The organism is Enterobacter sp. BRE11, from assembly GCF_031844285.1.
Lineage (GTDB): Bacteria > Pseudomonadota > Gammaproteobacteria > Enterobacterales > Enterobacteriaceae > Pantoea.
Map to the genome: position 1 here is coordinate 15261 of NZ_JAUZUX010000015.1, position 24145 is coordinate 39405.

The window sequence follows — 24145 nt, forward strand, 5'->3', positions numbered from 1 at the left end:
AATGACCCGCTGTGTTTATTCAGCTAACGGAGTTCACTGTGACTATCGAACAACAACATCAGGCATTACCGGCGCCGACCCGTACGGTACACCTTTCCGGCAGCAGCGTGGCAGAGAAACGCGCCGAGCTGCTGGCTTACTACACGCAAACCTGGGAACTGTATGAAAGCCTGTTCGATTGTCTTGCCGACGATCGCGCCTGGTTTACCAAAGCCATCTCGCTGCGCCATCCTTTAATTTTCTATTTCGGCCACACCGCCTCTTTCTATATCAATAAGCTGATGGCAGGCCGCTACATCGACGCGCGCGTGGACGACCGCATCGAGGCGATGATGGCGATCGGCGTGGATGAGATGAGCTGGGACGATCTCGATGAGAGCCACTACGCCTGGCCCAGCGTGCAGGAGGTGCGGGATTACCGCGGCAAAGTGAAAAGCCTGGTGACGCGCTTTATCGAAACCATGCCGCTGGCGTTGCCGATAGACTGGGAAAGCCCGGCGTGGGTGATCCTGATGGGTATTGAGCATGAACGTATTCATCTGGAAACCTCCAGCGTGCTGATGCGCCAGCTGCCCATCGAATGGGTTACGCCGCAGCCGCAGTGGCCAGCCTGTCAGGAGGCGCGTCACCTGCGCGACGCGGTACCGGCCAACAGCCTGATCGCCATGCCAGGCGGCGTCGTTACACAGGGGAAAAGCGACGATACCTACGGCTGGGATAACGAATACGGCAGCCTGACGACCGAACTCCAGCCGTTCAAAGCCAGCAAAATGCTGGTCAGCAATGCCGAGTTTTTCGCATTTGTTGCGGCGGGCGGCTACCAGCAGCGCCACTACTGGGATGACGAAGGCTGGGGCTGGCGCAGCTTTGCCGAGGCGCAGATGCCAACTTTCTGGGTTGGCGACGCGCAGCAGCCGGACGCGTTGAAACTGCGCCTGATGACCGAAGAGGTCGCGATGCCCTGGGACTGGCCAGTTGAGGTTAATCAGCTGGAAGCCGCCGCGTTTTGCCGCTGGAAAGCCGAGCAGACGGGCGTGTCAGTGCAGCTGCCGTGCGAGGCGGAATGGATGCAGCTGCGCGAGCAGGTCGAGGGCGATCAGCCGGAGTGGCAGCAGGCGCCGGGCAATCTTAACCTTGCCTACTGGGCCTCATCCTGCGCCGTCGATCGCTTCGCCCAGGGCGACTTTTTCGACATCGTGGGCAACATCTGGCAGTGGACCACCACGCCGATCAACGGCTTTGAAGGCTTCCGCGTGCATCCGCTCTACGATGACTTCTCGACGCCGACCTTCGACGGCAAGCATTCAATCATCAAGGGCGGCAGCTGGATCTCCACCGGCAACGAGGCGCTGAAGTCATCACGCTACGCCTTCCGTCGCCACTTTTTCCAGCATGCGGGCTTCCGCTACGTCGTCTCTTCCCATAAAGAATCGATGACGCTCAACCCCTACGAAACCGATGAGATGGTGTCGCAGTATCTCGATTTTCAGTACGGCCCGCGCTATTTCGGCGTCGACAACTACGCCGAATCGCTAGTAGCGCTGGCGCTGCCCCACTGCGCGTCGCACGGCAGCGCGCTTGATATTGGCTGCGCCACCGGCCGCGCCAGCTTCGAACTGGCACGCCATTTCGAACGGGTGATCGGGATGGATTATTCGGCACGCTTTATCGACGTCGCGCTGCAGCTCGCCTCGGGCGAGGATTTCCGCTATGTGGTGCCGGAAGAGGGCGATCTGGTGGCGTATCGCCAGGTGCGCCTGAAAGATTTCGCTCTCGACGTCGAACAGGCGCGGCGCATTCAGTTCGTACAGGGCGACGCCTGCAACCTCAAACCGCAGCCTGCTCAGTACGATCTGGTGCTGGCCGCAAACCTGATCGATCGCCTGCGTCAGCCACAGCGCTTTCTGCAGGATATCGCGCCGATGATACGCGCCGGCGGTCTGCTGCTGCTCTCCTCGCCTTATACCTGGCTGGAAGCCTTCACGCCGAAAGAGAACTGGCTGGGCGGCATCCGCGAAAACGGCGAGGCGCTCACGACGCTGCAGGCGCTACAGCGGCTGCTGGCGGCGGAGTTTGAGCCGGTTGGCGCGCCGCAGGAGCAGCCTTTCGTGATCCGCGAAACCGCGCGCAAGTATCAGCATTCGCTGGCGCAGGCCACGCTGTGGCGTAAGCGTTAATCCTGACAGCAGCGGCAAACGCCGCTGCTGGAGATTGCCTGCCGTCGCTTTTTGCTGCACATTCTCCTCTGTTCAAAGAAGAAGAGCTGACATGAGGATGATATGGCCGAATCACTGCAACTGGACAACCTGGATCGCGGGATCCTGAATGCGTTGCTGGACAATGCCCGCACCGCTTACGCCGAACTGGCGAAACAGTTCAACGTCAGTCCGGGCACCATCCATGTTCGCGTGGAGAAGATGAAACAGGCCGGCATTATTCTCGGCACCCGCGTCGAGATCGATCCGCGTCAGCTGGGGTTCGACGTCTGCTGCTTCATTGGCATCATCCTGAAGAGCGCGCGCGACTATCCTGCCGCGCTCAGCAAGCTGGAGGCGCTCGACGAGGTGGTTGAGGCCTGGTACACCACGGGCCACTACAGCATCTTTATTAAGGTGATGTGCCGATCTATCGACGCGCTGCAGCAGGTGCTGATCAACAAGATCCAGACCATTGACGAAATCCAGTCCACTGAAACCCTGATCTCGCTGCAAAACCCGATCATGCGCACCATCAAGCCCTGATCTTTTTTTTCTGTGCACAATCTTATCCCCTGCGTTCGCCGCCAGCACCAGCGGCTGCGTTCGCATCCTCATTTCTATTAACCCTGTTTTCCACAGGTGGATCACGGCTTGATCACAGCGTACAATGCTCGCCTTTATTCCGGGAGAGCATCATGGCCGACATTACTTTAATCAGTGGCAGCACGCTGGGCAGCGCCGAATATGTGGCCGAACATCTGGAAGAGAAACTGCAGGAAGCGGGGTTTTCCACCCAGCTGCTGCACGGCCCGACGCTGGACGAGCTGCCGCAGCAGGGGATCTGGCTGGTGGTGAGTTCTACCCATGGTGCAGGCGAACTGCCGGATAATCTGCAGCCTTTATATGAAGCGATTGCCGAGACCCAGCCCGATCTGTCGGCATTGCGGTTCGGGGCTGTCGGCCTTGGCAACCATGAATACGATCTCTTCTGCGGCGCGATTCGTTCTCTGGATGCGCAGCTGATCGCTCGTGGTGCGCAGCGCATCGGCGAGCGGCTGGAAATCGACGTGCTGGAGCATGAGATCCCCGAAGATCCGGCCGAGGCCTGGCTCAGCGGGTGGATGGCTCATCTCTGAGCGGATCCTTTGCCGCAGGGGATCGGGTATTTCACAGGATCCCCAGCTAAAACGTCTGTTTTTATCCGACCTCGCTCGTTTTTTTTGTGGATAACCATGCCTGAATACTGCGTAAAACCGGTAGTTATCCAGATAATAACCGCGGATGCTTTTATGAGCTGTGCATAACTCGCTATTTTGATCCCAGCTTATACGGGTCAGGATCACCGATCATTCACAGCAAAGGATCCTCGCTATCTGCCTGATAAGCGATTGCTTTTCATGCTTATCCACAGGTCGTCGCGATCCTAATAAAGAGATCTAACAGAAAGATCATATACAGAATAAAGATCCTTTCTTTTAAACCCGCAGATCCCGCCGCTTTCACCCTCGGCGGAATTTCAGTAGAATCCACCGCCCAGGGCAACGATCCCTGCCAGTTCATCAACGAGGTACCACTTCATGTTTTATCCAGATCCTTTTGACGTCATCGTAATCGGTGGTGGTCATGCGGGCACAGAAGCCGCGATGGCCGCTGCCCGAATGGGTCAGCAGACGCTGTTACTCACCCATAACATTGATACGCTTGGACAAATGTCCTGCAACCCGGCGATCGGTGGCATTGGAAAAGGACATCTGGTTAAGGAAGTGGATGCCTTAGGCGGCCTGATGGCCACGGCAATCGACAAAGCGGGCATCCAGTTTAGGATACTAAACAGCAGCAAAGGCCCGGCGGTGCGCGCCACCCGCGCGCAGGCGGATCGCGTGCTGTATCGCCAGGCGGTACGCACCGCGCTGGAGAACCAGCCTAACCTGATGATCTTCCAGCAGGCGGTGGACGATCTTATCGTTGAAAACGATCGCGTCGTGGGTGCTGTTACGCAGATGGGGCTGAAGTTCCGCGCCAAAGCCGTGGTGCTTACCGTGGGAACCTTCCTTGACGGCAAAATTCATATCGGGCTGGATAACTACAGCGGCGGTCGCGCGGGCGATCCGCCGTCTGTTCCGCTGGCGAAGCGCCTGCGCGCGCTGCCGCTGCGCGTCAGCCGTCTGAAGACCGGTACGCCGCCGCGCATCGACGCGCGCACCATCGATTTTTCCGTGCTCAGCCCGCAGCATGGCGACAACCCGATGCCGGTCTTCTCGTTCATGGGGGATGCCTCGCAGCATCCGCAGCAGGTTCCCTGCTGGATCACCTATACCAACGAGCAGACCCATGAGGTGATCCGCAATAACCTCGATCGCAGCCCGATGTATGCCGGGATCATCGAGGGGATCGGTCCGCGCTACTGCCCGTCGATCGAAGACAAAGTGATGCGCTTCGCCGATCGCAATGCGCATCAGATTTTCCTGGAGCCTGAAGGGCTGACCAGCAACGAAATTTACCCGAATGGCATCTCTACCAGCCTGCCGTTTGACGTACAGATGCAGATCGTGCGCTCTATGAAGGGGCTGGAGAACGCGAAAATCGTTCGCCCGGGCTATGCGATCGAGTATGACTTTTTCGATCCGCGCGATCTCAAGCCGACGCTGGAGAGCAAATATATTCACGGGCTGTTCTTCGCTGGCCAGATCAACGGCACCACCGGCTACGAAGAGGCGGCGGCGCAGGGACTGCTGGCAGGCCTTAACGCTGGACGCCACTCCGCCGACAAAGAGGGCTGGGCCCCGCGTCGCGATCAGGCCTACCTCGGCGTGCTGGTGGACGATCTCTGCACGCTCGGCACCAAAGAGCCGTATCGCATGTTTACCTCGCGCGCTGAATATCGTCTGATGCTGCGCGAAGATAACGCCGATCTCCGTCTGACCGAAACCGGCCGCGAGCTGGGTCTGGTGGATGATGCCCGCTGGGCGCGCTTTAACCAGAAGCTGGAGGCGATTGAGCAGGAGCGTCAGCGTCTGCGTGATATCTGGGTCCATCCGAAGTCGGAAAACGTTGCCGAAGTGAACACGCTGCTTAATAGCGCGATCACCAAAGAGGCGAGCGGAGAAGATCTGCTGCGTCGTCCTGAGCTGACCTACGCTCAGCTTACCGCGCTGCCGAGCTTCGGCCCGTCGCTCTCTGACGCGCAGGCGGCCGAACAGGTTGAGATTCAGGTGAAGTACGAAGGCTACATCGCGCGCCAGCAGGAAGAGATCGATCGTCAACTGCGCAATGAAAATACGCTGCTGCCGGCCGAGCTGGATTATCGCCAGGTCAACGGCCTGTCGAACGAAGTCATCGCCAAGCTTAACGATCATAAGCCTTCTTCGATCGGACAGGCGTCGCGTATCTCCGGCATCACGCCGGCGGCGATTTCGATTTTGTTGATTTACCTGAAAAAACAAGGGCTGCTGCGCAAAAGCGCCTGACCTGAAACGGGGCGAGGCCGCTCGCCCCCGCTGACTGGATTTATGCTGTGATCACAAAACTCGCTTCGCTGCTAAAGGCAGCCGGTATTTCCCTCTCCGATCAACAAAAAGAGCAGCTGGTCGCCTATGTTGGCCTGCTGGATAAGTGGAACAAAGCCTATAACCTGACGTCAGTGCGCGATCCGCAGCAGATGCTGGTGCGCCATATCCTCGACAGTATCGTGGTAGCGCCTCATCTGAAGGGCGAACGCTTTATCGACGTGGGCACCGGACCGGGTCTGCCGGGCATTCCGCTCGCAATTGTACTGCCGCAGGCGCACTTTACGCTGCTCGACAGCCTGGGCAAGCGCGTGCGTTTCCTGCGTCAGGTTCAGCATGAGCTGGGCTTGTCTAACATCACGCCGGTGCAGAGCAGGGTAGAGGCGTTTCCCTCCGAGCCGCCGTTCGACGGCGTCATCAGCCGCGCGTTCGCCTCGCTGCAGGATATGGTGAACTGGTGTCATCATCTGCCTTCCGCGCAGGGACAATTTTATGCGCTGAAAGGGGTGCGTCCCGACGATGAAATTGCCAGCCTGCCGGCCGGCTTTCGTCTGGTTGCTGTCGAAGCGCTACAGGTTCCCGAGCTGGACGGCGAGCGTCACCTGGTGATCATCGGACGCGAATAGCCCTAAACAGCGCAGGGATTAAGGCGTTCAAAGGCATTTGGCTTACTCAATGCGCTGCTCATAAAATCGGCAGTTGATATCTCAGCACACGGCGATTTTAAACGCGGTGGCAGCAAAATTACGTTAACAGGCTTGCCGGAAATTATCCGAAAAGCTCTGTTACATTTAACGATTAATTCACATTTGTTTATCAAGAAGATCACTTCTACCGCTTCTGCAGGGCACGCAGATAATCACGCTGGAAAATATATCAGGGTAATAACGCCGCGTGCGTAATATCAATTTAACGTTCTTGCCGCACTCTGTGATGTCAATCAGCTGTTTTTATCGAAAATAAGGTGAGCTTGAGGTGACGAAAATATTATCCGGCTGTTTTTAAAGGTTTTAATGGCGATTTAATAGACGTCACTCTTGCTCGTCAGCAAATTTGAACAGGCGGGCAATGTTTAGAATGTGATCTAAAGCACGCTTTAAATGCAAGCCTGAAGCCAAATTAGCACGGCGCAGGTCCATAATTTCGCCTGGCAATCTTTGGAAAAATAGCCGTTCGGAAAGAAATTTAAATAATTGTTCACCTTTTGGCTACTTACGGATTGAAATCGCAGGTGCGGCCCGTATAATTTGCACGGCTTTTGCTGCTTGACTCGAGTGAGTAAAGGCAGTCTTATACGACACGCGACATACCCCTTATGGGGCAGGGGAGTAACAGCGCCATGTCAGTGTCTCTTTACAGTGTAAAATTCGCCCGAACCGTGCTGGTTATCCAGCTGGTGACTGTGCTCATCATCGGCGCTCTCTTTGCCCTGAAAGATGTCACCTGGGGCGTCTCTGCGCTGGCTGGTGGAGCGGCAGCCTGGCTGCCGAACGTGTTGTTCATGTTTTTAGCCTGGCGCCTGCAAGGGCAATCCCCGGCTTCCGGGCGGGTTGCGTGGAGTTTCGCTCTCGGCGAAATCGGCAAGGTCATCGCAACTATCGCGTTGCTCATTGTGGCGTTGGGTGTTTTCAGGGTGGTTTTCTGGCCGCTCGGGATAACCTGGTTATCGGTGCTGGTGGTTCAGATGTTGGCACCGGCGGTAATTAACAACAAAGGGTAAAAGGCATCATGGCTGCAGGAGAAACTCAAACTCCTCAAGAGTACATCGGTCACCATCTGACGCATCTTCAGTTGGACCTGCGTACCTTCGAGTTAGTGAATGCTCACGACGCTCCCGCGACGTTTTGGGTATTAAATATCGATTCTATGTTTTTCTCTCTGGTGCTGGGATTCATTTTCCTGGTGTTGTTCCGCAAAGTGGCGAAGAGCGCTACCAGCGGCGTGCCAGGGAAAATGCAGGCTGCTATCGAACTGGTTGTCGGCTTCGTTGATAGCAACGTGCGCGACATGTACCACGGTAAAAGCAAACTTATCGCCCCGCTGGCTCTGACGATTTTCGTCTGGGTCTTCCTGATGAACTTCATGGATCTGCTGCCTATCGACCTGCTGCCGTACATCGGCGAGCACTGGCTGGGCCTGCCGGCGCTGCGCGTCGTGCCGTCCGCAGACGTGAACATCACGCTGTCTATGGCGTTGGGCGTATTTATTTTGATTCTGTTCTACAGCATCAAAATGAAAGGTGTAGGCGGCTTCGCGAAAGAGCTGACGCTGCAGCCTTTTAATCACCCGATCTTCATCCCCATCAACCTGATCCTTGAAGGTGTTAGCCTGCTGTCCAAACCGGTTTCACTCGGTCTGCGTCTGTTCGGCAACATGTATGCGGGTGAGCTGATCTTTATCCTTATTGCCGGTCTGTTGCCGTGGTGGTCGCAGTGGGTGCTGAATGTGCCGTGGGCCATTTTCCACATCCTGATCATCTCGTTGCAGGCTTTCATTTTCATGGTCCTCACGATTGTCTATCTGTCGATGGCATCTGAAGAACATTGATTTTTTTCTCAACACTAAGCGTTTAACTGAAACAAACTGGAGACTGTCATGGAAAACCTGAATATGGATCTGCTGTACATGGCTGCCGCTGTGATGATGGGCCTGGCGGCAATCGGTGCTGCGATCGGTATCGGCATCCTCGGAGGTAAATTCCTGGAAGGCGCCGCGCGCCAGCCGGATCTGATCCCTCTGCTGCGTACGCAGTTCTTTGTTGTAATGGGTCTGGTGGATGCAATCCCGATGATCGCTGTTGGTCTGGGTCTCTATGTGATGTTTGCTGTCGCCTAAAGCCTGTCGCTCCTGGTTCATCATGGCACCGGGTGCGATGATGAACGGTTCTGCCGCTTATCGTGAAGATATCGGCAGAAAAGTTAACAACTTAATTAGAGGCATTGTGCTGTGAACATTAACGCAACAATCCTCGGCCAGGCCATCGCGTTTATCCTGTTCGTCGCGTTCTGCATGAAGTACGTATGGCCGCCGATTATGGCTGCCATCGAAAAGCGCCAGAAAGAAATTGCTGAAGGCCTTGCTTCTGCTGAACGCGCGAAGAAAGATTTGGATCTCGCGCAGGCCAATGTGACCGACCAGCTGAAAAAAGCTAAAGAAGAAGCTCAGGTCATTATCGAGCAGGCGAACAAACGCCGTACTCAGATTCTGGACGAAGCGAAAACTGAAGCCGAGAACGAACGTAACCGCATCGTGACGCAGGCGCAGGCTGAAATTGACGCCGAGCGTAAACGTGCTCGCGAAGAGCTGCGTAAGCAAGTCGCGTTGCTGGCAATGGCTGGCGCCGAGAAGATCATCGAACGTTCCGTGGATGAAGCTGCTAACAGCGACATCGTTGATAAACTGGTCGCTGAACTGTAAGGAGGGAGGGGCTGATGTCTGAACTGATTACTGTAGCTCGCCCCTACGCCAAAGCAGCTTTTGACTTTGCTGTTGAGCATCAAAGCATCGAGCGCTGGCAAAACATGCTGGCGTTTGCCGCGACCGTAGCACGCAATGAGCAAATGGCCGATCTTCTCTCTGGCGCGCTGGCGCCGGAAGCGTTATCGGCTTCTTTCATTGCCGTCTGCGGCGATCAATTAGATGAACACGGCCAGAACCTGATTAAGGTGATGGCAGAGAACGGACGTTTGACCGCGCTTCCAGCTGTACTCGGGCAGTTCATTCACCTGCGTGACGCCTATGAGGCGACTGCGGAAGTGGATGTGATTTCTGCCGTTACGCTGAGTGACAGCCAGCTGACTAACATCAGCGCCGCGATGGAAAAACGTCTGTCACGCAAAGTTAAGCTGAATTGCAAAATTGATAAGTCTGTCATGGCAGGCGTGATCATCCGTGCGGGTGATCTGGTGATTGATGGCAGCGTGCGCGGCCGTCTCGAGCGTCTGGCAGACGCCTTGCAGTCTTAAGGGGACTGGAGCATATGCAACTGAATTCCACCGAAATCAGCGAACTGATCAAGCAGCGCATTGCTCAGTTCAATGTCGTGAGCGAAGCTCACAACGAAGGTACAATCGTTTCTGTAAGCGACGGTATCATCCGCGTACACGGCCTGGCCGATGTCATGCAGGGTGAGATGATCGCCCTGCCGGGCAACCGTTATGCTATCGCCCTGAACCTTGAGCGCGACTCAGTCGGCGCCGTGGTCATGGGCCCGTACGCTGACCTCGCCGAAGGCATGAAGGTTAAGTGTACCGGTCGTATTCTGGAAGTGCCGGTCGGTCGTGGCCTGCTGGGCCGCGTGGTGAACACCCTGGGTGCGCCAATCGACGGCAAAGGCGCGATCGACAACGACGGCTTCTCGCCGGTTGAAGTGATCGCACCGGGCGTTATCGACCGTCAGTCAGTCGACGAGCCGGTTCAGACCGGTTACAAATCTGTCGATGCGATGATTCCAATCGGTCGTGGCCAGCGTGAGCTGATCATCGGCGACCGTCAGACCGGTAAAACCGCACTGGCGATCGACGCGATCATCAACCAGCGCGACTCCGGCATCAAATGCGTGTACGTCGCGATCGGTCAGAAAGCTTCTACCATCGCTAACGTGGTGCGCAAGCTGGAAGAGCACGGCGCACTGTCGAACACCATCGTGGTGGTTGCGTCCGCGTCTGAATCCGCTGCACTGCAGTACCTGGCGCCCTACTCCGGCTGCGCCATGGGCGAATACTTCCGCGACCGCGGCGAAGATGCTCTGATCGTATACGATGACCTGTCCAAGCAGGCTGTCGCTTACCGTCAGATTTCTCTGCTGCTGCGCCGTCCGCCGGGCCGTGAAGCGTTCCCGGGCGACGTGTTCTATCTCCACTCTCGTCTGCTGGAGCGTGCGTCACGCGTTAGCGCTGACTACGTTGAGCGTTTCACCAACGGCGAAGTTAAAGGTAAAACCGGTTCACTGACCGCGCTGCCGATCATCGAAACCCAGGCGGGCGACGTTTCCGCGTTCGTTCCGACCAACGTAATCTCGATTACCGATGGTCAGATCTTCCTGGAATCGAACCTGTTCAACTCCGGTATTCGTCCGGCGGTTAACCCAGGTATCTCCGTATCGCGTGTTGGTGGTGCTGCTCAGACCAAGATCATCAAGAAACTGTCCGGCGGCATCCGTACCGCGCTGGCACAGTATCGTGAGCTGGCGGCGTTCTCGCAGTTCGCTTCCGATCTGGATGACGCGACCCGCAAACAGCTGAGCCACGGTCAGAAAGTGACCGAGCTGCTGAAACAGAAACAGTATGCGCCGATGTCCGTTGCGCAGCAGGGTCTGGTGCTGTTTGCTGCCGAGCGCGGCTACCTGAACGACGTTGAACTGGCGAAAATCCTTAGCTTCGAAGCTGCCCTGCTGGCGTTCGCAGACCGCGACCACGCCGAGCTGATGCAGGAAATCAACCAAACTGGTAACTACAACAACGATATCGAAGCGAAGCTGAAAGGCCTGCTCGACACGTTTAAAGCAACCCAGTCCTGGTAATGTCTGGCGGCCTGTCTGAAAAGGCAGGCCGCAAGGCTTTGAGGAGAAGCTAATGGCCGGCGCAAAAGAGATACGTAACAAGATTGGAAGCGTGAAAAACACGCAGAAGATCACCAAAGCGATGGAAATGGTCGCCGCCTCCAAAATGCGTAAAACGCAGGAACGCATGGCGGCCAGCCGTCCGTATGCAGATACCATGCGCAAAGTGATTGGTCACCTTGCGTTAGGAAATCTGGAATACAAGCACCCTTACCTGGAAGAGCGCGACGTTAAGCGCGTCGGCTACCTGGTCGTTTCGACTGACCGCGGGCTTTGTGGTGGTTTGAACATTAACCTGTTCAAAAAATTGCTGGCAGATATGAAGGCCTGGTCCGATAAAGGCGTGCAGAGCGATCTGTCGATCATCGGTTCCAAAGGTCTGGCGTTCTTCGGCTCCGTAGGCGGCAACATCGTGGCTCAGGTCACCGGCATGGGCGATAAACCTGCCCTGTCCGATCTGATCGGCCCGGTAAAAGTGATGCTGCAGGCTTACGACGAAGGTCGCATCGACAAGCTGTATGTCGTCAGCAACAAGTTCAATAACACCATGTCTCAGACTCCGACCATTACCCAACTGCTGCCGTTACCGCCAGCGGAAGGTGAAGAAGAGATGAAGGCGAAGACCTGGGATTACCTGTACGAGCCCGATCCGAAAGCGCTGCTGGATACCCTGCTGCGTCGTTATGTCGAATCGCAGGTTTATCAGGGTGTGGTGGAAAACCTGGCCAGCGAACAGGCCGCGCGTATGGTGGCGATGAAAGCCGCAACCGACAACGGCGGAAATCTGATCAAAGAGCTGCAGTTGGTATACAACAAAGCTCGTCAGGCCAGCATCACCCAGGAACTCACCGAGATCGTCTCGGGAGCCTCCGCGGTTTAACCAGGTAAGAATTAGGTAGAGGATTCAAGATGGCAGCTGGAAAGATTGTCCAGATTATCGGCGCCGTAGTTGACGTCGAATTCCCTCAGGACGCGGTACCGCAAGTGTACAACGCCCTTGAGGTTAAGAATGGTGATGCTCGTCTGGTGCTGGAAGTTCAGCAGCAGCTGGGCGGCGGCGTGGTTCGTACCATCGCCATGGGTTCTTCTGACGGCCTGAAGCGCGGTCTGGAAGTTGCTGACCTGAAAAAACCGATCCAGGTTCCGGTGGGCAAAGCCACCCTCGGCCGTATCATGAACGTGCTGGGCGAGCCGATCGACATGAAAGGCGACATCAAAGAAGAAGACGGCAGTGCAGTAGAGATCTCCTCTATTCACCGCGCGGCGCCTTCTTATGAAGACCAGTCCAACTCGCAGGAACTGCTGGAAACCGGCATCAAGGTTATCGACCTGATGTGTCCGTTCGCCAAGGGCGGTAAAGTCGGCCTGTTTGGCGGCGCGGGCGTAGGTAAAACCGTAAACATGATGGAGCTGATCCGTAACATCGCGGCTGAGCACTCAGGTTACTCGGTATTTGCCGGCGTGGGTGAGCGTACTCGTGAGGGTAACGACTTCTACCACGAAATGACCGACTCCAACGTAATCGACAAAGTTGCGCTGGTGTATGGCCAGATGAACGAGCCGCCGGGTAACCGTCTGCGCGTGGCTCTGACCGGTCTGACCATGGCGGAAAAATTCCGTGACGAAGGCCGCGATGTTCTGCTGTTCATCGACAACATCTATCGTTACACCCTGGCTGGTACGGAAGTTTCCGCACTGCTGGGTCGTATGCCGTCAGCGGTAGGCTACCAGCCGACCCTGGCTGAAGAGATGGGCGTGCTGCAGGAGCGTATTACCTCCACCAAGACCGGTTCAATCACCTCCGTACAGGCCGTTTACGTCCCTGCGGATGACTTGACTGACCCGTCTCCGGCGACCACCTTCGCCCACCTGGACTCAACCGTTACGCTGAGCCGTCAGATCGCCTCTCTGGGTATCTACCCGGCCGTTGACCCGCTGGATTCCACCAGCCGTCAGCTGGATCCGCTGGTGGTTGGCCAGGAGCACTACGACGTTGCGCGCGGCGTGCAGTCTCTGCTGCAGCGTTACCAGGAACTGAAAGACATCATCGCCATCCTCGGTATGGACGAGCTGTCTGAAGACGACAAACTGCTGGTGGCACGCGCGCGTAAGATTCAGCGCTTCCTGTCTCAGCCGTTCTTCGTTGCTGAAGTCTTCACCGGTGCGCCAGGTAAATACGTTACGCTGAAAGACACTATCCGTGGCTTTAAAGGCATTATGGACGGCGAGTTCGACCATCTGCCGGAGCAGGCTTTCTACATGGTCGGCGCTATCGAAGAAGCCGTGGAAAAAGCGAAGAAACTGTAATAACGGTTTCCCGGGAGGACAGATATGGCTATGACTTATCACCTGGACGTCGTCAGCGCAGAGAAACAGCTGTTCTCTGGCCTGGTGCAGAAAATTCAGGTGTCAGGTAGCGAAGGCGAGCTGGGTATTTTCCCTGGTCACGCGCCGCTGCTGACTGCCATCAAGCCTGGAATGATCCGTATCGTGAAGCAGCACGGCGAAGAGGAGTTTATCTACCTCTCTGGCGGCGTGCTGGAAGTGCAGCCGGGCAGCACCACCGTTCTGGCCGATACCGCAATTCGCGGTACCGACCTGGACGAGGCGCGTGCGCTGGAAGCGAAACGCAAAGCAGAAGAGCATATGAACAGCAGCCACGGCGACGTGGACTACGCTCAGGCTTCTGCGGAGCTGGCGAAAGCCATTGCTAAACTGCGCGTGATCGAGCTGACCAAAAAAGCGATGTAATCAGGCTTTATGCGTCACGAAATGCCAGCCCTTTGGGCTGGCATTTTTTTTGCCCGCACTTCAACCTGCGCGCGCCTAATTTCGACCTGAGAAAAATGTAGTAATCTCAGGGGTAAACCGTTTAACTTTCGCATGTCAAAAACTCTGTCAGGATGGTTATGTCTAACAGCGCAATGAGCGTGGTGATCCTTGCTGCCGGCAAGGGAACCCGTATGTATTCCGATCTGCCCAAAGTTCTGCATACCCTTGCAGGCAAACCCATGGTACAGCACGTGATCGACGCCGCCACTGGCCTCGGTGCGCGCCATATTCATCTGGTCTACGGCCACGGCGGTGACCGGCTGAAGGCGACGCTGAGCGAGCCCTCACTCAACTGGGTGCTGCAGGCGGAACAGCTCGGTACCGGCCACGCCATGCAGCAGGCTGCTCCCGCATTCGCTGACGACGAAGATATTCTGATGCTCTACGGCGACGTGCCGCTGATCTCTCAGGAGACGCTGCAGCGTCTGCGCGACGCCAAACCTGAAGGCGGCATCGGCCTGCTGACGGTGGTGCTGGATAATCCCAGCGGCTACGGGCGCATCGTGCGCGAAAACAGCGCTATCGTCGGCATTGTCGAGCAGAAAGACGCCACGCCCGAGCAGCTGAAGATCACCGAAATCAATACCGGCATCCTGATCGCCAACGGTGGCGATCTGAAGCGCTGGCTGGCGCAGCTCTCCAATAACAACGCGCAGGGCGAATACTACATCACCGACATCATTGCGCTGGCGCATCAGGAAGGGCGACAGATTAACGCGGTGCACCCGGGGCGCGTCAGCGAGACCGACGGCGTTAACAACCGCCTGCAGCTGGCGACGCTGGAGCGGGTTTATCAGAGCGAACAGGCGGAAAAACTGCTGCTGGCGGGCGTGATGCTGCGCGATCCGGTGCGTTTTGATCTGCGTGGCGTTTTGCGCCACGGTCGTGACGTCGAGATTGACATTAATGTCATTATCGAAGGTGAGGTCAGCCTTGGTGACCGCGTGAAAATCGGCGCGGGCTGCATCATTAAAAACAGTGTCATTGGCGATGACTGCGAAATCAGCCCCTGGTCAGTGATCGAGGATGCACGCCTCGCCGCCGACTGCACCGTTGGGCCTTTCGCCCGTCTGCGTCCAGGCAGTGAACTGGCGCAGGCCGCCCACGTCGGGAACTTCGTCGAAATGAAGAAGGCGACGCTGGGTAAAGGTTCGAAGGCGGGACATCTGAGCTATCTCGGCGACGCGGAGATTGGCGCCAACGTCAACATCGGCGCAGGCACCATCACCTGCAATTACGATGGCGCGAACAAGTCTAAAACCCTTATCGGCGATAACGTCTTTGTCGGCTCCGATACGCAGCTGGTGGCGCCGGTCAGCGTGGCGGCGGGCGCGACTATCGCGGCGGGCACCACGGTAATGAAAGACGTTACCGAAGCGGCGCTGGTTTACAACCGCAAAGAGCAGAACAGCAAAGCGGACTGGCAGCGTCCGGCGAAGAAAAAGTAATTTTTAGCGGCCAGCCGGGTGCTGGCCGCCGCAGTAACACAATAATAATCCCCACTCTCTACAAGGCTCGGGGAGCCCGGCAAAGCCGGTTATCAGGTCGTATGACAACGAAAGATGGTCGAAAGCCATCAGGTCAGGAATAACATTTATGTGTGGAATTGTAGGTGCAGTAGCGCAGCGCGATATCGCAGAGATTCTGCTGGAAGGCCTGCGTCGCCTCGAGTATCGCGGTTATGATTCGGCCGGTCTGGCCGTGGTTGATCGTCAGGGCCATGTGACGCGACTGCGTCGCGTCGGCAAAGTGCAGATGCTGGCGGAGGCTGCTGAGCAGCAGCCGCTGATCGGCGGCACCGGCATTGCGCATACGCGCTGGGCAACGCACGGCGAACCGTCGGAGGCCAACGCGCATCCGCATGTCTCCGGGCAGATCGTCGTGGTGCATAACGGCATTATCGAAAACCATGAGCCGCTGCGTGAAGCGCTGATCGCTCGCGGTTATCGCTTCGTATCTGAAACCGACACCGAAGTGGTGGCGCATCTGGTGCACTGGGAGCAGAAACAGGGCGGCACGCTGCGCGAGGTGGTGCTGCGCGTCATTCCTCAGCTGCGCGGCGCCTATGGCATGGTGATCATGGACAGCCGCGATCCGTCGCTGCTGGTGGCCGCACGTTCGGGCAGTCCGCTGGTGATTGGTCGCGGCGTCGGCGAGAACTTCATCGCTTCCGATCAGCTGGCGCTGCTGCCGGTGACGCGCCGCTTCATCTATCTGGAAGAGGGCGACATCGCTGAGATTAGCCGTCGCGACGTCACTATCGTCGATCGTGCGGGCAACGCGGTGCAGCGCGCTGAGATTGAATCGAGCGTGCAGTATGACGCGGGTGATAAAGGTCTGTATCGCCACTATATGCAGAAAGAGATTTACGAACAGCCGATGGCGATTAAAAACACCTTAACCGGTCGTTTCAGCCATGGCGAAGTCGATCTCAGCGAGCTGGGGCCGCACGCCGAAGCGCTGCTGAGCCAGGTTGAGCATATTCAAATCATCGCCTGCGGTACCTCGTACAACTCCGGTATGGTGGCGCGCTACTGGTTCGAGTCGCTGGCAAACATTCCCTGCGACGTCGAGATCGCCTCTGAATTCCGCTACCGCAAATCTGCCGTGCGCAAAAACAGCCTGCTGATCACCCTGTCGCAGTCTGGCGAAACCGCCGATACGCTGGCGGCGCTGCGCCTGACCAAAGAGCTGGGCTACCTCGGTTCGCTGGCGATCTGCAACGTCGCGGGCTCCTCGCTGGTGCGCGAGTCAGATCTGGCGCTGATGACCAAAGCGGGCACCGAAATCGGCGTTGCCTCGACCAAGGCTTTTACCACGCAGCTGACCGTGCTGCTGATGCTGGTGGCGAAAGTAGGCCGCCTGCGCGGTATGTCGGCAGACACCGAGCATGAAATCGTGCACGGCCTGCAGGCGCTGCCGAGCCGCATCGAGCAGATGCTGGCGCAGGACAAGCGTATTGAACTGCTGGCGGAAGATTTCTCTGACAAGCATCATGCGCTGTTCCTCGGCCGCGGCGATCAGTATCCGATCGCGATGGAAGGGGCGCTCAAGCTGAAAGAGATCTCCTATATTCACGCGGAAGCCTATGCCGCTGGCGAGCTGAAGCACGGTCCGCTGGCGCTGATCGATGCCGATATGCCGGTGATCGTGGTGGCGCCGAACAACGAACTGCTGGAAAAGCTGAAGTCCAATATTGAAGAGGTGCGCGCGCGCGGCGGCTTGCTGTACGTGTTTGCCGATCAGGACGCCGGCTTCAGCGACAGCGACGGCATGAAGATTATCTCCCTGCCGCACGTGGAGGAGGTGATCGCGCCCATTTTCTACACCGTGCCGCTGCAGCTGCTCTCTTATCACGTCGCGCTGATTAAAGGCACCGACGTGGATCAGCCGCGTAACCTGGCGAAGTCAGTGACGGTAGAGTAAAGCGTGTCGTTATATTAAATGAATACCAGGCCCGGCGAGTTAGCCGGGTTTTTTATTATTTACTAATTATGCATGCAAATATGGTGTAGTGATAAAAATTATCCCTGAATGGCGACGTTCTACTCGCTAGTCGACTATCGATCATTTTATTTTTGCTGTGATTTTTTGTGGCGTTAATGAGTTTTATACTGCTGGAATTATGTTTGAAAAGGTTATTTTTGATCATGGTTTATATCTATGTTGACGCGCGCCAAAGCCAGCATGACCGGATCGGCTGATGCAAAAGGAACAACAAATTATCATCAAGGTAAATGCCTCACCATTAGAAGAAGTAAAGCAGAATCTGCGTTTTGGGCGCTGAGATATTCCTCTGCATAATCCGTTTTCACAGCAAGGAATTTTGTTATAAACATAGATGGTGTTGCCTGGAGCATCGGTTATACCGTGCTTAAGAGCAGGAAGCCAACCCCTGCACAGATGTGCAGGAAGTAAGATAGTGATGATTATTCTTTTCGCGTTCAATACTCTGGCGAAACGAGCGGCTAGAACGTTTAGATATTACTCTTTCCTGGCGGGGCCTTCGTATTATATTAATGATTATGCCAGCCTGTATGTGCCTGCGGGGCTGCTAATACAAGAGTAAAAGAGCGGGTTATCTACACGTCACGATATGCTGAAAGCTTTGGCGATAACAAAAGGTGTTTTGCCTGTGGCACAGGGATAATTATCAACCCGACAGCCTCTCTGTTCGTATCCGCTAGATACGAAAACACACGCGTAAAATATAATGAGAACGTGGCAATAAACGGCTTTAACATTGGGGTTGGTTACCGCTTCTGATTTTGTTTAAAATAATGCCCTCCCGGTCATCTGGCCGGGATTTTTTATATGCCGAAAGCCCGCGAACTCAGGGCAAACCTGTGTGCTCGTTTTAGCACCTCAAAACCATCACGATTCTCTGGCAGTACTAAAAACACAAGGATAAGCACTATGAACTGGACGCATGTACTTCTGGCTGGCTATGCGGGCGCCGTTATTGCAGCGGTAGTTGCGCTGATACGCAAAAAGGGCTGGGTTGGGCGAGTCGGTGCTGTCGTGCTGACCCTAACGGCAATTGTGGTCTGGAACGTACTGGATGCGCATTACCTTAAAAATCAGGCTAACCAGAATGTGGAACAGCAGCTGGATGCTGCTATAGCAACCATGCCAACCTGGCAAGTATTGAAAGAGCAGGAGCCCGAGAAGTTCGAGCAAATGCGTGCCCAGTCTGCGGCCATGATCAAAGCAGGTAAAAGCGAGCAGCAGGTTATCGACTATATTCAGCCGCAAATCCTGGCCATCCAGAAAAGTCGTCTGGCACTGGCACCGGATGATCGGGTTGTGGCGGTTATGCAGGTTAATGTTGCTCAGATTGAGGCCGTCCAGCGGGTCAGTGATGATGCCTGCTACCGGTTCCTTTTTCCTGACGTTAAGGGCGGGATTAACCCCACGAAAATCATTCCTGAAAGTATAACCAGACAGCGGATGAGTGCTGATGTCGCGATGATGCGTGCTGCCTGGGGCCCCAACCGACACAGCGTAACCCGCGAAGAGCAACAACAGGCGCAGCAGAGTGCGCGAAAAGTCATACAAATGATGGTGCCGAAATATGGCCAGGATCTGGAAATACTAGGCGATCCGCGAAAAGGGACAGGCAAAGAAAAGATCGCCTGCAACCTGTATAAGGATTTATGGCGCAACGTGCTGGCATTACCGCAAAGCGAATCCGCAGGGGTGATTCGTATGGCGATGGCAGCAGAATAGCGGTCAGTTTTCCGCACAAATGACGGGCACGGCAGAGAACGCGTGTTAAACTGCCCGTCATGCTTTTTCACTCCCTTTTCCCCCTGCGTTCTGTCATAAATCTGTCATATTTCCTACATTTCACTGTCATCAAACTGTCCTATTTTCCCTCCTGCAGCAATCACTGACTCCAATTACAACGGCCTCAAGCCTGAGATTAACTCCCCTGGAGGGAACATGACACTGATGCGTAGCACCGTAGCCCGAATCCTTACCGCCACTCTCGCCCTAAGCGCGGTTTCTGCCTTTGCAGCCACCGATCTGACGGGCGCGGGCGGGACTTTCCCGGCGCCGGTTTATGCCAAGTGGGCAGCAGAATATCAGCAAGCCACCGGTAGCAAAATCAACTACCAGGGCATTGGTTCATCCGGCGGCGTGAAGCAGATCATCGCAAAAACCGTGGATTTTGGCGCGTCAGATGCGCCGATGAAAGATGAAGACCTGCAGAAAAACGGCCTGTTTCAGTTCCCGACCGTCATTGGCGGCGTCGTACTGGCCGTCAATATCCCGGGTGTGAAGTCAGGCGAACTGACCCTCGACGGCAAAACCGTTGGCGACATCTATCTGGGCAAAATTAAAAAGTGGAACGACGCGGCCATCACCAGGCTGAACCCTGGCGTGAAACTGCCCGATACCAACATCAACGTGGTGCGCCGCGCAGATGGTTCTGGCACCTCATTCGTCTTCACCAGCTACCTGGCGAAGGTCAACGAAGAGTGGAACAGCAAAATCGGTAAAGGCAATACCGTTAACTGGCCGGCTGGCCTGGGTGGCAAAGGCAACGACGGCGTCGCGGCGTTCGTACAGCGTCTGCCGGGTTCAATCGGCTATGTCGAATACGCCTATGCCAAGCAGAACAACCTGACCTACACCAAACTGGTCGATGCGGACGGCAAGCCGGTCGCACCCAGCGAAACCAGCTTCTCTAACGCGGCGAAAGGCGCAGACTGGAGCAAATCCTTTGCTCAGGACCTGACCTTCCAGAAAGGCAACGACGCCTGGCCGATCACCTCAACCACCTTCATTCTGATCTACAAAGATCAGGCTAACGCCGAGAAGGGCAGTGAAGTGCTGAAGTTCTTCGACTGGGCGTACAAAAACGGCGACAAAACCGCAACCAGCCTGGATTACGCCACCCTGCCGGACAGCGTAACCCAGCAGATCCGCGACGCCTGGAAAGCCAATATCAAAGACAGTTCTGGCAAAGCGCTTTACCAGTAAGCGAACAACTCCGGTCGGACGCGCGTCCGGCCAGATCGAGAAGGGCGGCCCTGCGCCGCCCTGACAACCTCTGAAGAATGAGACTTCTATGGCTGCAACGAAGCCGGCATTCAAAGCCCCCGGTAAGCAAGGTGACATGATTTTCGGCGCGCTGGTTAAACTGGCTGCGCTGATTGTCCTGTTGCTGTTGGGCGGCATTATCGTCTCCCTGATTTTCTCCTCCTGGCCAAGCATTCAGAAATTTGGCTTTTCCTTTCTGTGGAACAAAACCTGGGATGCGCCGAACGAAGAATTTGGCGCGCTGGTGCCTATCTACGGCACCCTCGTGACCTCGCTGATTGCGCTGATTATCGCCGTGCCGGTGAGCTTCGGCATCGCGCTGTTTCTGACAGAGCTCTCGCCGGGCTGGCTGCGCCGTCCGCTCGGCACCGCCATTGAGCTGCTGGCGGCAATCCCCAGCATCGTTTACGGCATGTGGGGCCTGTTTATCTTCGCGCCGCTGTTTGCCGAATATTTCCAGACGCCGGTCGGCGAAATCATGTCGAACATCCCCTTTGTTGGCGCGCTCTTTTCTGGCCCGGCCTTCGGCATCGGCATCCTGGCGGCGGGCGTCATTCTGGCGATCATGATCATTCCTTACATCGCCTCGGTGATGCGCGACGTGTTCGAGCAGACGCCGGTAATGATGAAAGAGTCTGCCTACGGCATCGGCTGCACCACCTGGGAAGTGATCTGGCGCATCGTGCTGCCGTTCACCAAAAACGGCGTGATTGGCGGCGTGATGCTCGGCCTTGGGCGCGCGCTGGGCGAAACCATGGCGGTGACTTTTATCATCGGCAACACCTACCAGCTCGACAGCGCCTCGCTGTTTATGCCGGGCAACAGCATCACCTCTGCGCTGGCAAATGAGTTCGCCGAAGCTGAGTCGGGCGTGCATGTCGCCGCGCTGATGGAGCTGGGGCTGATCCTGTTTGTTATCACCTTTATCGTGCTGGCCATTTCCAAGCTGATGATCCTGCGCCTGGCGAAAAGTGAAGGAGCGCGCTCATGACGACGATTGAACTGCAGGCTCGCGCCGAACTGGACGCGTCGCGTCGCAAAATGCAGGCCTGGCGCAGCACCAAGAATAAGATCGCCCTGACGCTGTCGCTGCTGACCATGGCCTTTGGCCTGTTCTGGCTGATATGGATCCTCTTCACCACCGTCACGCGCGGCGTCGACGGGCTGAGCTGGTCGCTGTTCACCGAATCGACGCCGCCGCCGAATACCGCTGGCGGCGGTCTGGCCAACGCCCTGGCGGGCAGCGGTCTGCTGATTTTGTGGTCGACGGTGATCGGCACGCCGCTGGGCATCCTGGCGGGCGTGTATCTGGCGGAATATGGCCGCAAGTCGGCACTGGCGGAAGTCATCCGCTTTATCAACGATATTCTGCTCTCGGCGCCGTCGATTGTGGTGGGCCTGTTCGTATACACCATCGTGGTGGCGCAGATGCATCACTTCTCCGGCTGGGCGGGCGTGATCGCGCTGGCGCTGCTGCAGATCCCCATCGTTATCCGCACCACTGAAAATATGCTGCGGCTGGTACCAGACAGCATGCGCGAAGCGGCCTACGCGCTCGGCACGCCCAAGTGGAAGATGATCTCCGCAATTACGCTGAAGGCGTCGGTATCGGGCATCCTGACCGGCGTGCTGCTGGCGATCGCCCGTATCGCGGGGGAAACGGCGCCGCTGCTGTTTACCGCCCTGTCGAACCAGTTCTGGTCCACCGACATGATGCAGCCGCTGGCGAATCTGCCGGTCACCATCTTTAAGTTCGCGATGAGCCCCTTTGCCGAGTGGCAGAGCCTGGCCTGGGCGGGCGTGCTGATTATCACGCTCTGCGTGCTGCTGCTGAATATTCTGGCGCGCGTAATTTTCACCAAGAGCAAACACGGTTAACCTTCGGCGCTGCCTGGCGCGGCGCCGTTTAAGAGAGACGAGCAATGAGTATCGCGACTTCCAACAGCGGTAAAATTCAGGTGCGTAACCTGAACTTCTACTACGGCAAATTTCACGCGCTGAAGAACATCAACCTGGATATCGCGAAAAACCAGGTCACCGCGTTTATCGGTCCGTCAGGCTGCGGCAAATCAACCCTGCTGCGCACCTTCAACAAAATGTACTCGCTCTATCCGGAGCAGCGCGCCGAAGGCGACATCTTGCTGGATGGCGACAATATCCTGGCCTCCAGCCAGGATATTGCTCTGCTGCGCGCGCGCGTCGGCATGGTGTTCCAGAAACCGACGCCGTTCCCGATGTCGATCTACGACAATATCGCCTTTGGCGTGCGTCTGTTCGAAAAGCTGTCGCGTGCCGATATGGACGAGCGCGTGCAGTGGGCGCTGAGCAAAGCGGCGCTGTGGAATGAAACCAAAGACAAGCTGCATCAGAGCGGATACAGTCTTTCGGGCGGCCAGCAGCAGCGTCTGTGCATCGCGCGCGGTATCGCGATTCGCCCGGAAGTGCTGCTGCTGGACGAGCCCTGTTCGGCGCTGGACCCCATCTCCACCGGCCGTATCGAAGAGCTGATCACCGAACTGAAGCAGGACTATACCGTGGTCATCGTGACGCATAATATGCAGCAGGCGGCGCGCTGTTCCGACCATACCGCCTTTATGTATCTGGGCGAGCTAATTGAGTTCAGCGATACTGACAGGCTGTTCACCAAGCCGGCGCAGAAACAGACCGAAGATTACATTACCGGCCGCTACGGCTGATTTCAGGAGATAAACATGGATAACCTCAATCTGAACAAGCATATCTCCGGTCAGTTCAATGCGGAGCTGGAGCACATTCGCACCCAGGTGATGATTATGGGCGGCATGGTAGAGCAGCAGCTCACCGACGCCATCACCGCGATGCACAATCTTGACGGCGAGCTGGCGCAGCGCGTGATCGACGGCGACCAGAAGGTCAACATGATGGAAGTGGAGATTGATGAGGCCTGCGTGCGCATCATCGCCAAACGCCAGCCCACCGCCAGCGACCTGCGCCTGGTGATGGCGATCATCAAAACCATCTCCGAGCTGGAGCGCATCGGCGACGTGGCGGAAAAAATCAGCCGCACCGCGCTGGAAAAATTTGGCCAGCAGCATATGCCGCTGCTGGTCAGCCTGGAGTCGCTGGGGCATCACACCGTGGAGATGCTGCACGACGTGCTGGACGCCTTCGCGCGCATGGATCTTACCGAAGCGATTCAGATCTACCGCGAAGACAAGAAGGTCGACAAAGAGTACGAGGGCATCGTGCGTCAGCTGATGACCTACATGATGGAAGATCCGCGTACTATTCCGAGCGTGCTGACCGCGCTGTTCTGCGCCCGCGCCATTGAGCGTATCGGCGACCGCTGTCAGAACATCTGCGAAATCATTTTCTACTTCGTAAAAGGTCAGGATTTCCGCCACGTCGGCGGCGATAAGCTGGATGAGCTGCTCTCCGGCGACGACGGCTCCAACAAACCCTCCTGATGCTCCTCTGCCGTGCGCTGGCTGGCGCACGGCGAGCCGCTTTTGCTGTTCCAC

22 protein-coding genes are annotated in these 24145 nt (G+C 56.5%); all 22 read left to right on the plus strand.

Going from position 1 to position 24145, the window contains the following annotated elements; all coding sequences use genetic code 11:
- Nucleotides 1–38 precede the first annotated feature (38 nt).
- The 22 genes from ovoA to phoU all read left to right on the plus strand — a co-directional run bounded on the left by ovoA (nucleotide 39) and on the right by phoU (nucleotide 24091).
- On the plus strand, nucleotides 39–2177 hold the full coding sequence (gene ovoA, locus Q9R34_RS16070) for a 5-histidylcysteine sulfoxide synthase (protein ID WP_485894968.1): 2139 nt from the start codon (nucleotides 39–41) through the stop codon (nucleotides 2175–2177).
- Between the two features lie 102 nt (nucleotides 2178–2279).
- Entirely contained in the window at nucleotides 2280–2741 is a 462-nt protein-coding gene (gene asnC, locus Q9R34_RS16075; RefSeq protein WP_033755376.1) for a transcriptional regulator AsnC, read from the plus strand.
- 152 nt (nucleotides 2742–2893) lie between these two features.
- Nucleotides 2894–3334 (plus strand): FMN-binding protein MioC, encoded by a 441-nt coding sequence (gene mioC, locus Q9R34_RS16080; protein ID WP_485894970.1) that lies wholly within the window; start codon nucleotides 2894–2896, stop codon nucleotides 3332–3334.
- Nucleotides 3335–3775: 441 nt separating this feature from the next.
- The gene (gene mnmG, locus Q9R34_RS16085; protein ID WP_434126217.1) at nucleotides 3776–5665 is read left to right on the plus strand and encodes a tRNA uridine-5-carboxymethylaminomethyl(34) synthesis enzyme MnmG; all 1890 of its coding nucleotides are present in this window, start codon (nucleotides 3776–3778) and stop codon (nucleotides 5663–5665) included.
- Nucleotides 5666–5712: 47 nt separating this feature from the next.
- Nucleotides 5713–6330 carry a 16S rRNA (guanine(527)-N(7))-methyltransferase RsmG gene (rsmG, locus tag Q9R34_RS16090; RefSeq protein WP_485894973.1) on the plus strand — a complete coding sequence of 206 codons (618 nt, stop codon included), beginning with the start codon at nucleotides 5713–5715 and terminating at the stop codon, nucleotides 6328–6330.
- 713 nt (nucleotides 6331–7043) lie between these two features.
- A complete protein-coding gene (atpI, locus tag Q9R34_RS16095) occupies nucleotides 7044–7424 on the plus strand; it encodes a F0F1 ATP synthase subunit I (protein WP_434126214.1) in 381 nt (126 codons plus the stop codon).
- An 8-nt stretch (nucleotides 7425–7432) separates the two neighbouring features.
- The gene (atpB, locus tag Q9R34_RS16100) at nucleotides 7433–8251 is read left to right on the plus strand and encodes a F0F1 ATP synthase subunit A (protein WP_434126213.1); all 819 of its coding nucleotides are present in this window, start codon (nucleotides 7433–7435) and stop codon (nucleotides 8249–8251) included.
- Nucleotides 8252–8299: 48 nt separating this feature from the next.
- Complete coding sequence (gene atpE, locus Q9R34_RS16105; RefSeq protein ID WP_003849523.1) at nucleotides 8300–8539, plus strand: F0F1 ATP synthase subunit C; 240 nt, start codon at nucleotides 8300–8302, stop codon at nucleotides 8537–8539.
- A 111-nt stretch (nucleotides 8540–8650) separates the two neighbouring features.
- A complete protein-coding gene (atpF, locus tag Q9R34_RS16110) occupies nucleotides 8651–9121 on the plus strand; it encodes a F0F1 ATP synthase subunit B (protein WP_033792955.1) in 471 nt (156 codons plus the stop codon).
- 14 nt (nucleotides 9122–9135) lie between these two features.
- Entirely contained in the window at nucleotides 9136–9669 is a 534-nt protein-coding gene (atpH, locus tag Q9R34_RS16115) for a F0F1 ATP synthase subunit delta (RefSeq protein WP_485894979.1), read from the plus strand.
- Nucleotides 9670–9683: 14 nt separating this feature from the next.
- Entirely contained in the window at nucleotides 9684–11225 is a 1542-nt protein-coding gene (atpA, locus tag Q9R34_RS16120; RefSeq protein WP_120457695.1) for a F0F1 ATP synthase subunit alpha, read from the plus strand.
- Between the two features lie 52 nt (nucleotides 11226–11277).
- Nucleotides 11278–12144 carry a F0F1 ATP synthase subunit gamma gene (atpG, locus tag Q9R34_RS16125; protein WP_033755402.1) on the plus strand — a complete coding sequence of 289 codons (867 nt, stop codon included), beginning with the start codon at nucleotides 11278–11280 and terminating at the stop codon, nucleotides 12142–12144.
- Nucleotides 12145–12173: 29 nt separating this feature from the next.
- Nucleotides 12174–13571: a F0F1 ATP synthase subunit beta gene (gene atpD / locus Q9R34_RS16130; RefSeq protein WP_434126207.1), complete on the plus strand. Its 1398-nt coding sequence runs from the start codon at nucleotides 12174–12176 to the stop codon at nucleotides 13569–13571.
- Nucleotides 13572–13595: 24 nt separating this feature from the next.
- Nucleotides 13596–14015 (plus strand): F0F1 ATP synthase subunit epsilon, encoded by a 420-nt coding sequence (locus Q9R34_RS16135; protein ID WP_033755408.1) that lies wholly within the window; start codon nucleotides 13596–13598, stop codon nucleotides 14013–14015.
- A gap of 158 nt (nucleotides 14016–14173) precedes the next feature.
- Nucleotides 14174–15544: a bifunctional UDP-N-acetylglucosamine diphosphorylase/glucosamine-1-phosphate N-acetyltransferase GlmU gene (glmU, locus tag Q9R34_RS16140; protein WP_485894982.1), complete on the plus strand. Its 1371-nt coding sequence runs from the start codon at nucleotides 14174–14176 to the stop codon at nucleotides 15542–15544.
- Between the two features lie 148 nt (nucleotides 15545–15692).
- On the plus strand, nucleotides 15693–17522 hold the full coding sequence (glmS, locus tag Q9R34_RS16145) for a glutamine--fructose-6-phosphate transaminase (isomerizing) (RefSeq protein ID WP_434126203.1): 1830 nt from the start codon (nucleotides 15693–15695) through the stop codon (nucleotides 17520–17522).
- Between the two features lie 990 nt (nucleotides 17523–18512).
- On the plus strand, nucleotides 18513–19325 hold the full coding sequence (locus Q9R34_RS16150) for a cytochrome c-type biogenesis protein (protein WP_485894984.1): 813 nt from the start codon (nucleotides 18513–18515) through the stop codon (nucleotides 19323–19325).
- Between the two features lie 216 nt (nucleotides 19326–19541).
- On the plus strand, nucleotides 19542–20585 hold the full coding sequence (gene pstS / locus Q9R34_RS16155; RefSeq protein ID WP_485894986.1) for a phosphate ABC transporter substrate-binding protein PstS: 1044 nt from the start codon (nucleotides 19542–19544) through the stop codon (nucleotides 20583–20585).
- Between the two features lie 88 nt (nucleotides 20586–20673).
- Nucleotides 20674–21636: a phosphate ABC transporter permease PstC gene (gene pstC / locus Q9R34_RS16160; protein ID WP_434126197.1), complete on the plus strand. Its 963-nt coding sequence runs from the start codon at nucleotides 20674–20676 to the stop codon at nucleotides 21634–21636.
- On the plus strand, nucleotides 21633–22523 hold the full coding sequence (pstA, locus tag Q9R34_RS16165) for a phosphate ABC transporter permease PstA (RefSeq protein ID WP_434126195.1): 891 nt from the start codon (nucleotides 21633–21635) through the stop codon (nucleotides 22521–22523). Before pstC ends, pstA begins: the two co-directional genes overlap by 4 nt.
- Nucleotides 22524–22567: 44 nt before the next feature.
- Complete coding sequence (pstB, locus tag Q9R34_RS16170; RefSeq protein ID WP_120457711.1) at nucleotides 22568–23341, plus strand: phosphate ABC transporter ATP-binding protein PstB; 774 nt, start codon at nucleotides 22568–22570, stop codon at nucleotides 23339–23341.
- Between the two features lie 15 nt (nucleotides 23342–23356).
- Nucleotides 23357–24091, plus strand: a complete 735-nt coding sequence (gene phoU, locus Q9R34_RS16175; protein ID WP_485894989.1) for a phosphate signaling complex protein PhoU — start codon at nucleotides 23357–23359, stop codon at nucleotides 24089–24091.
- Nucleotides 24092–24145 lie beyond the last annotated feature (54 nt).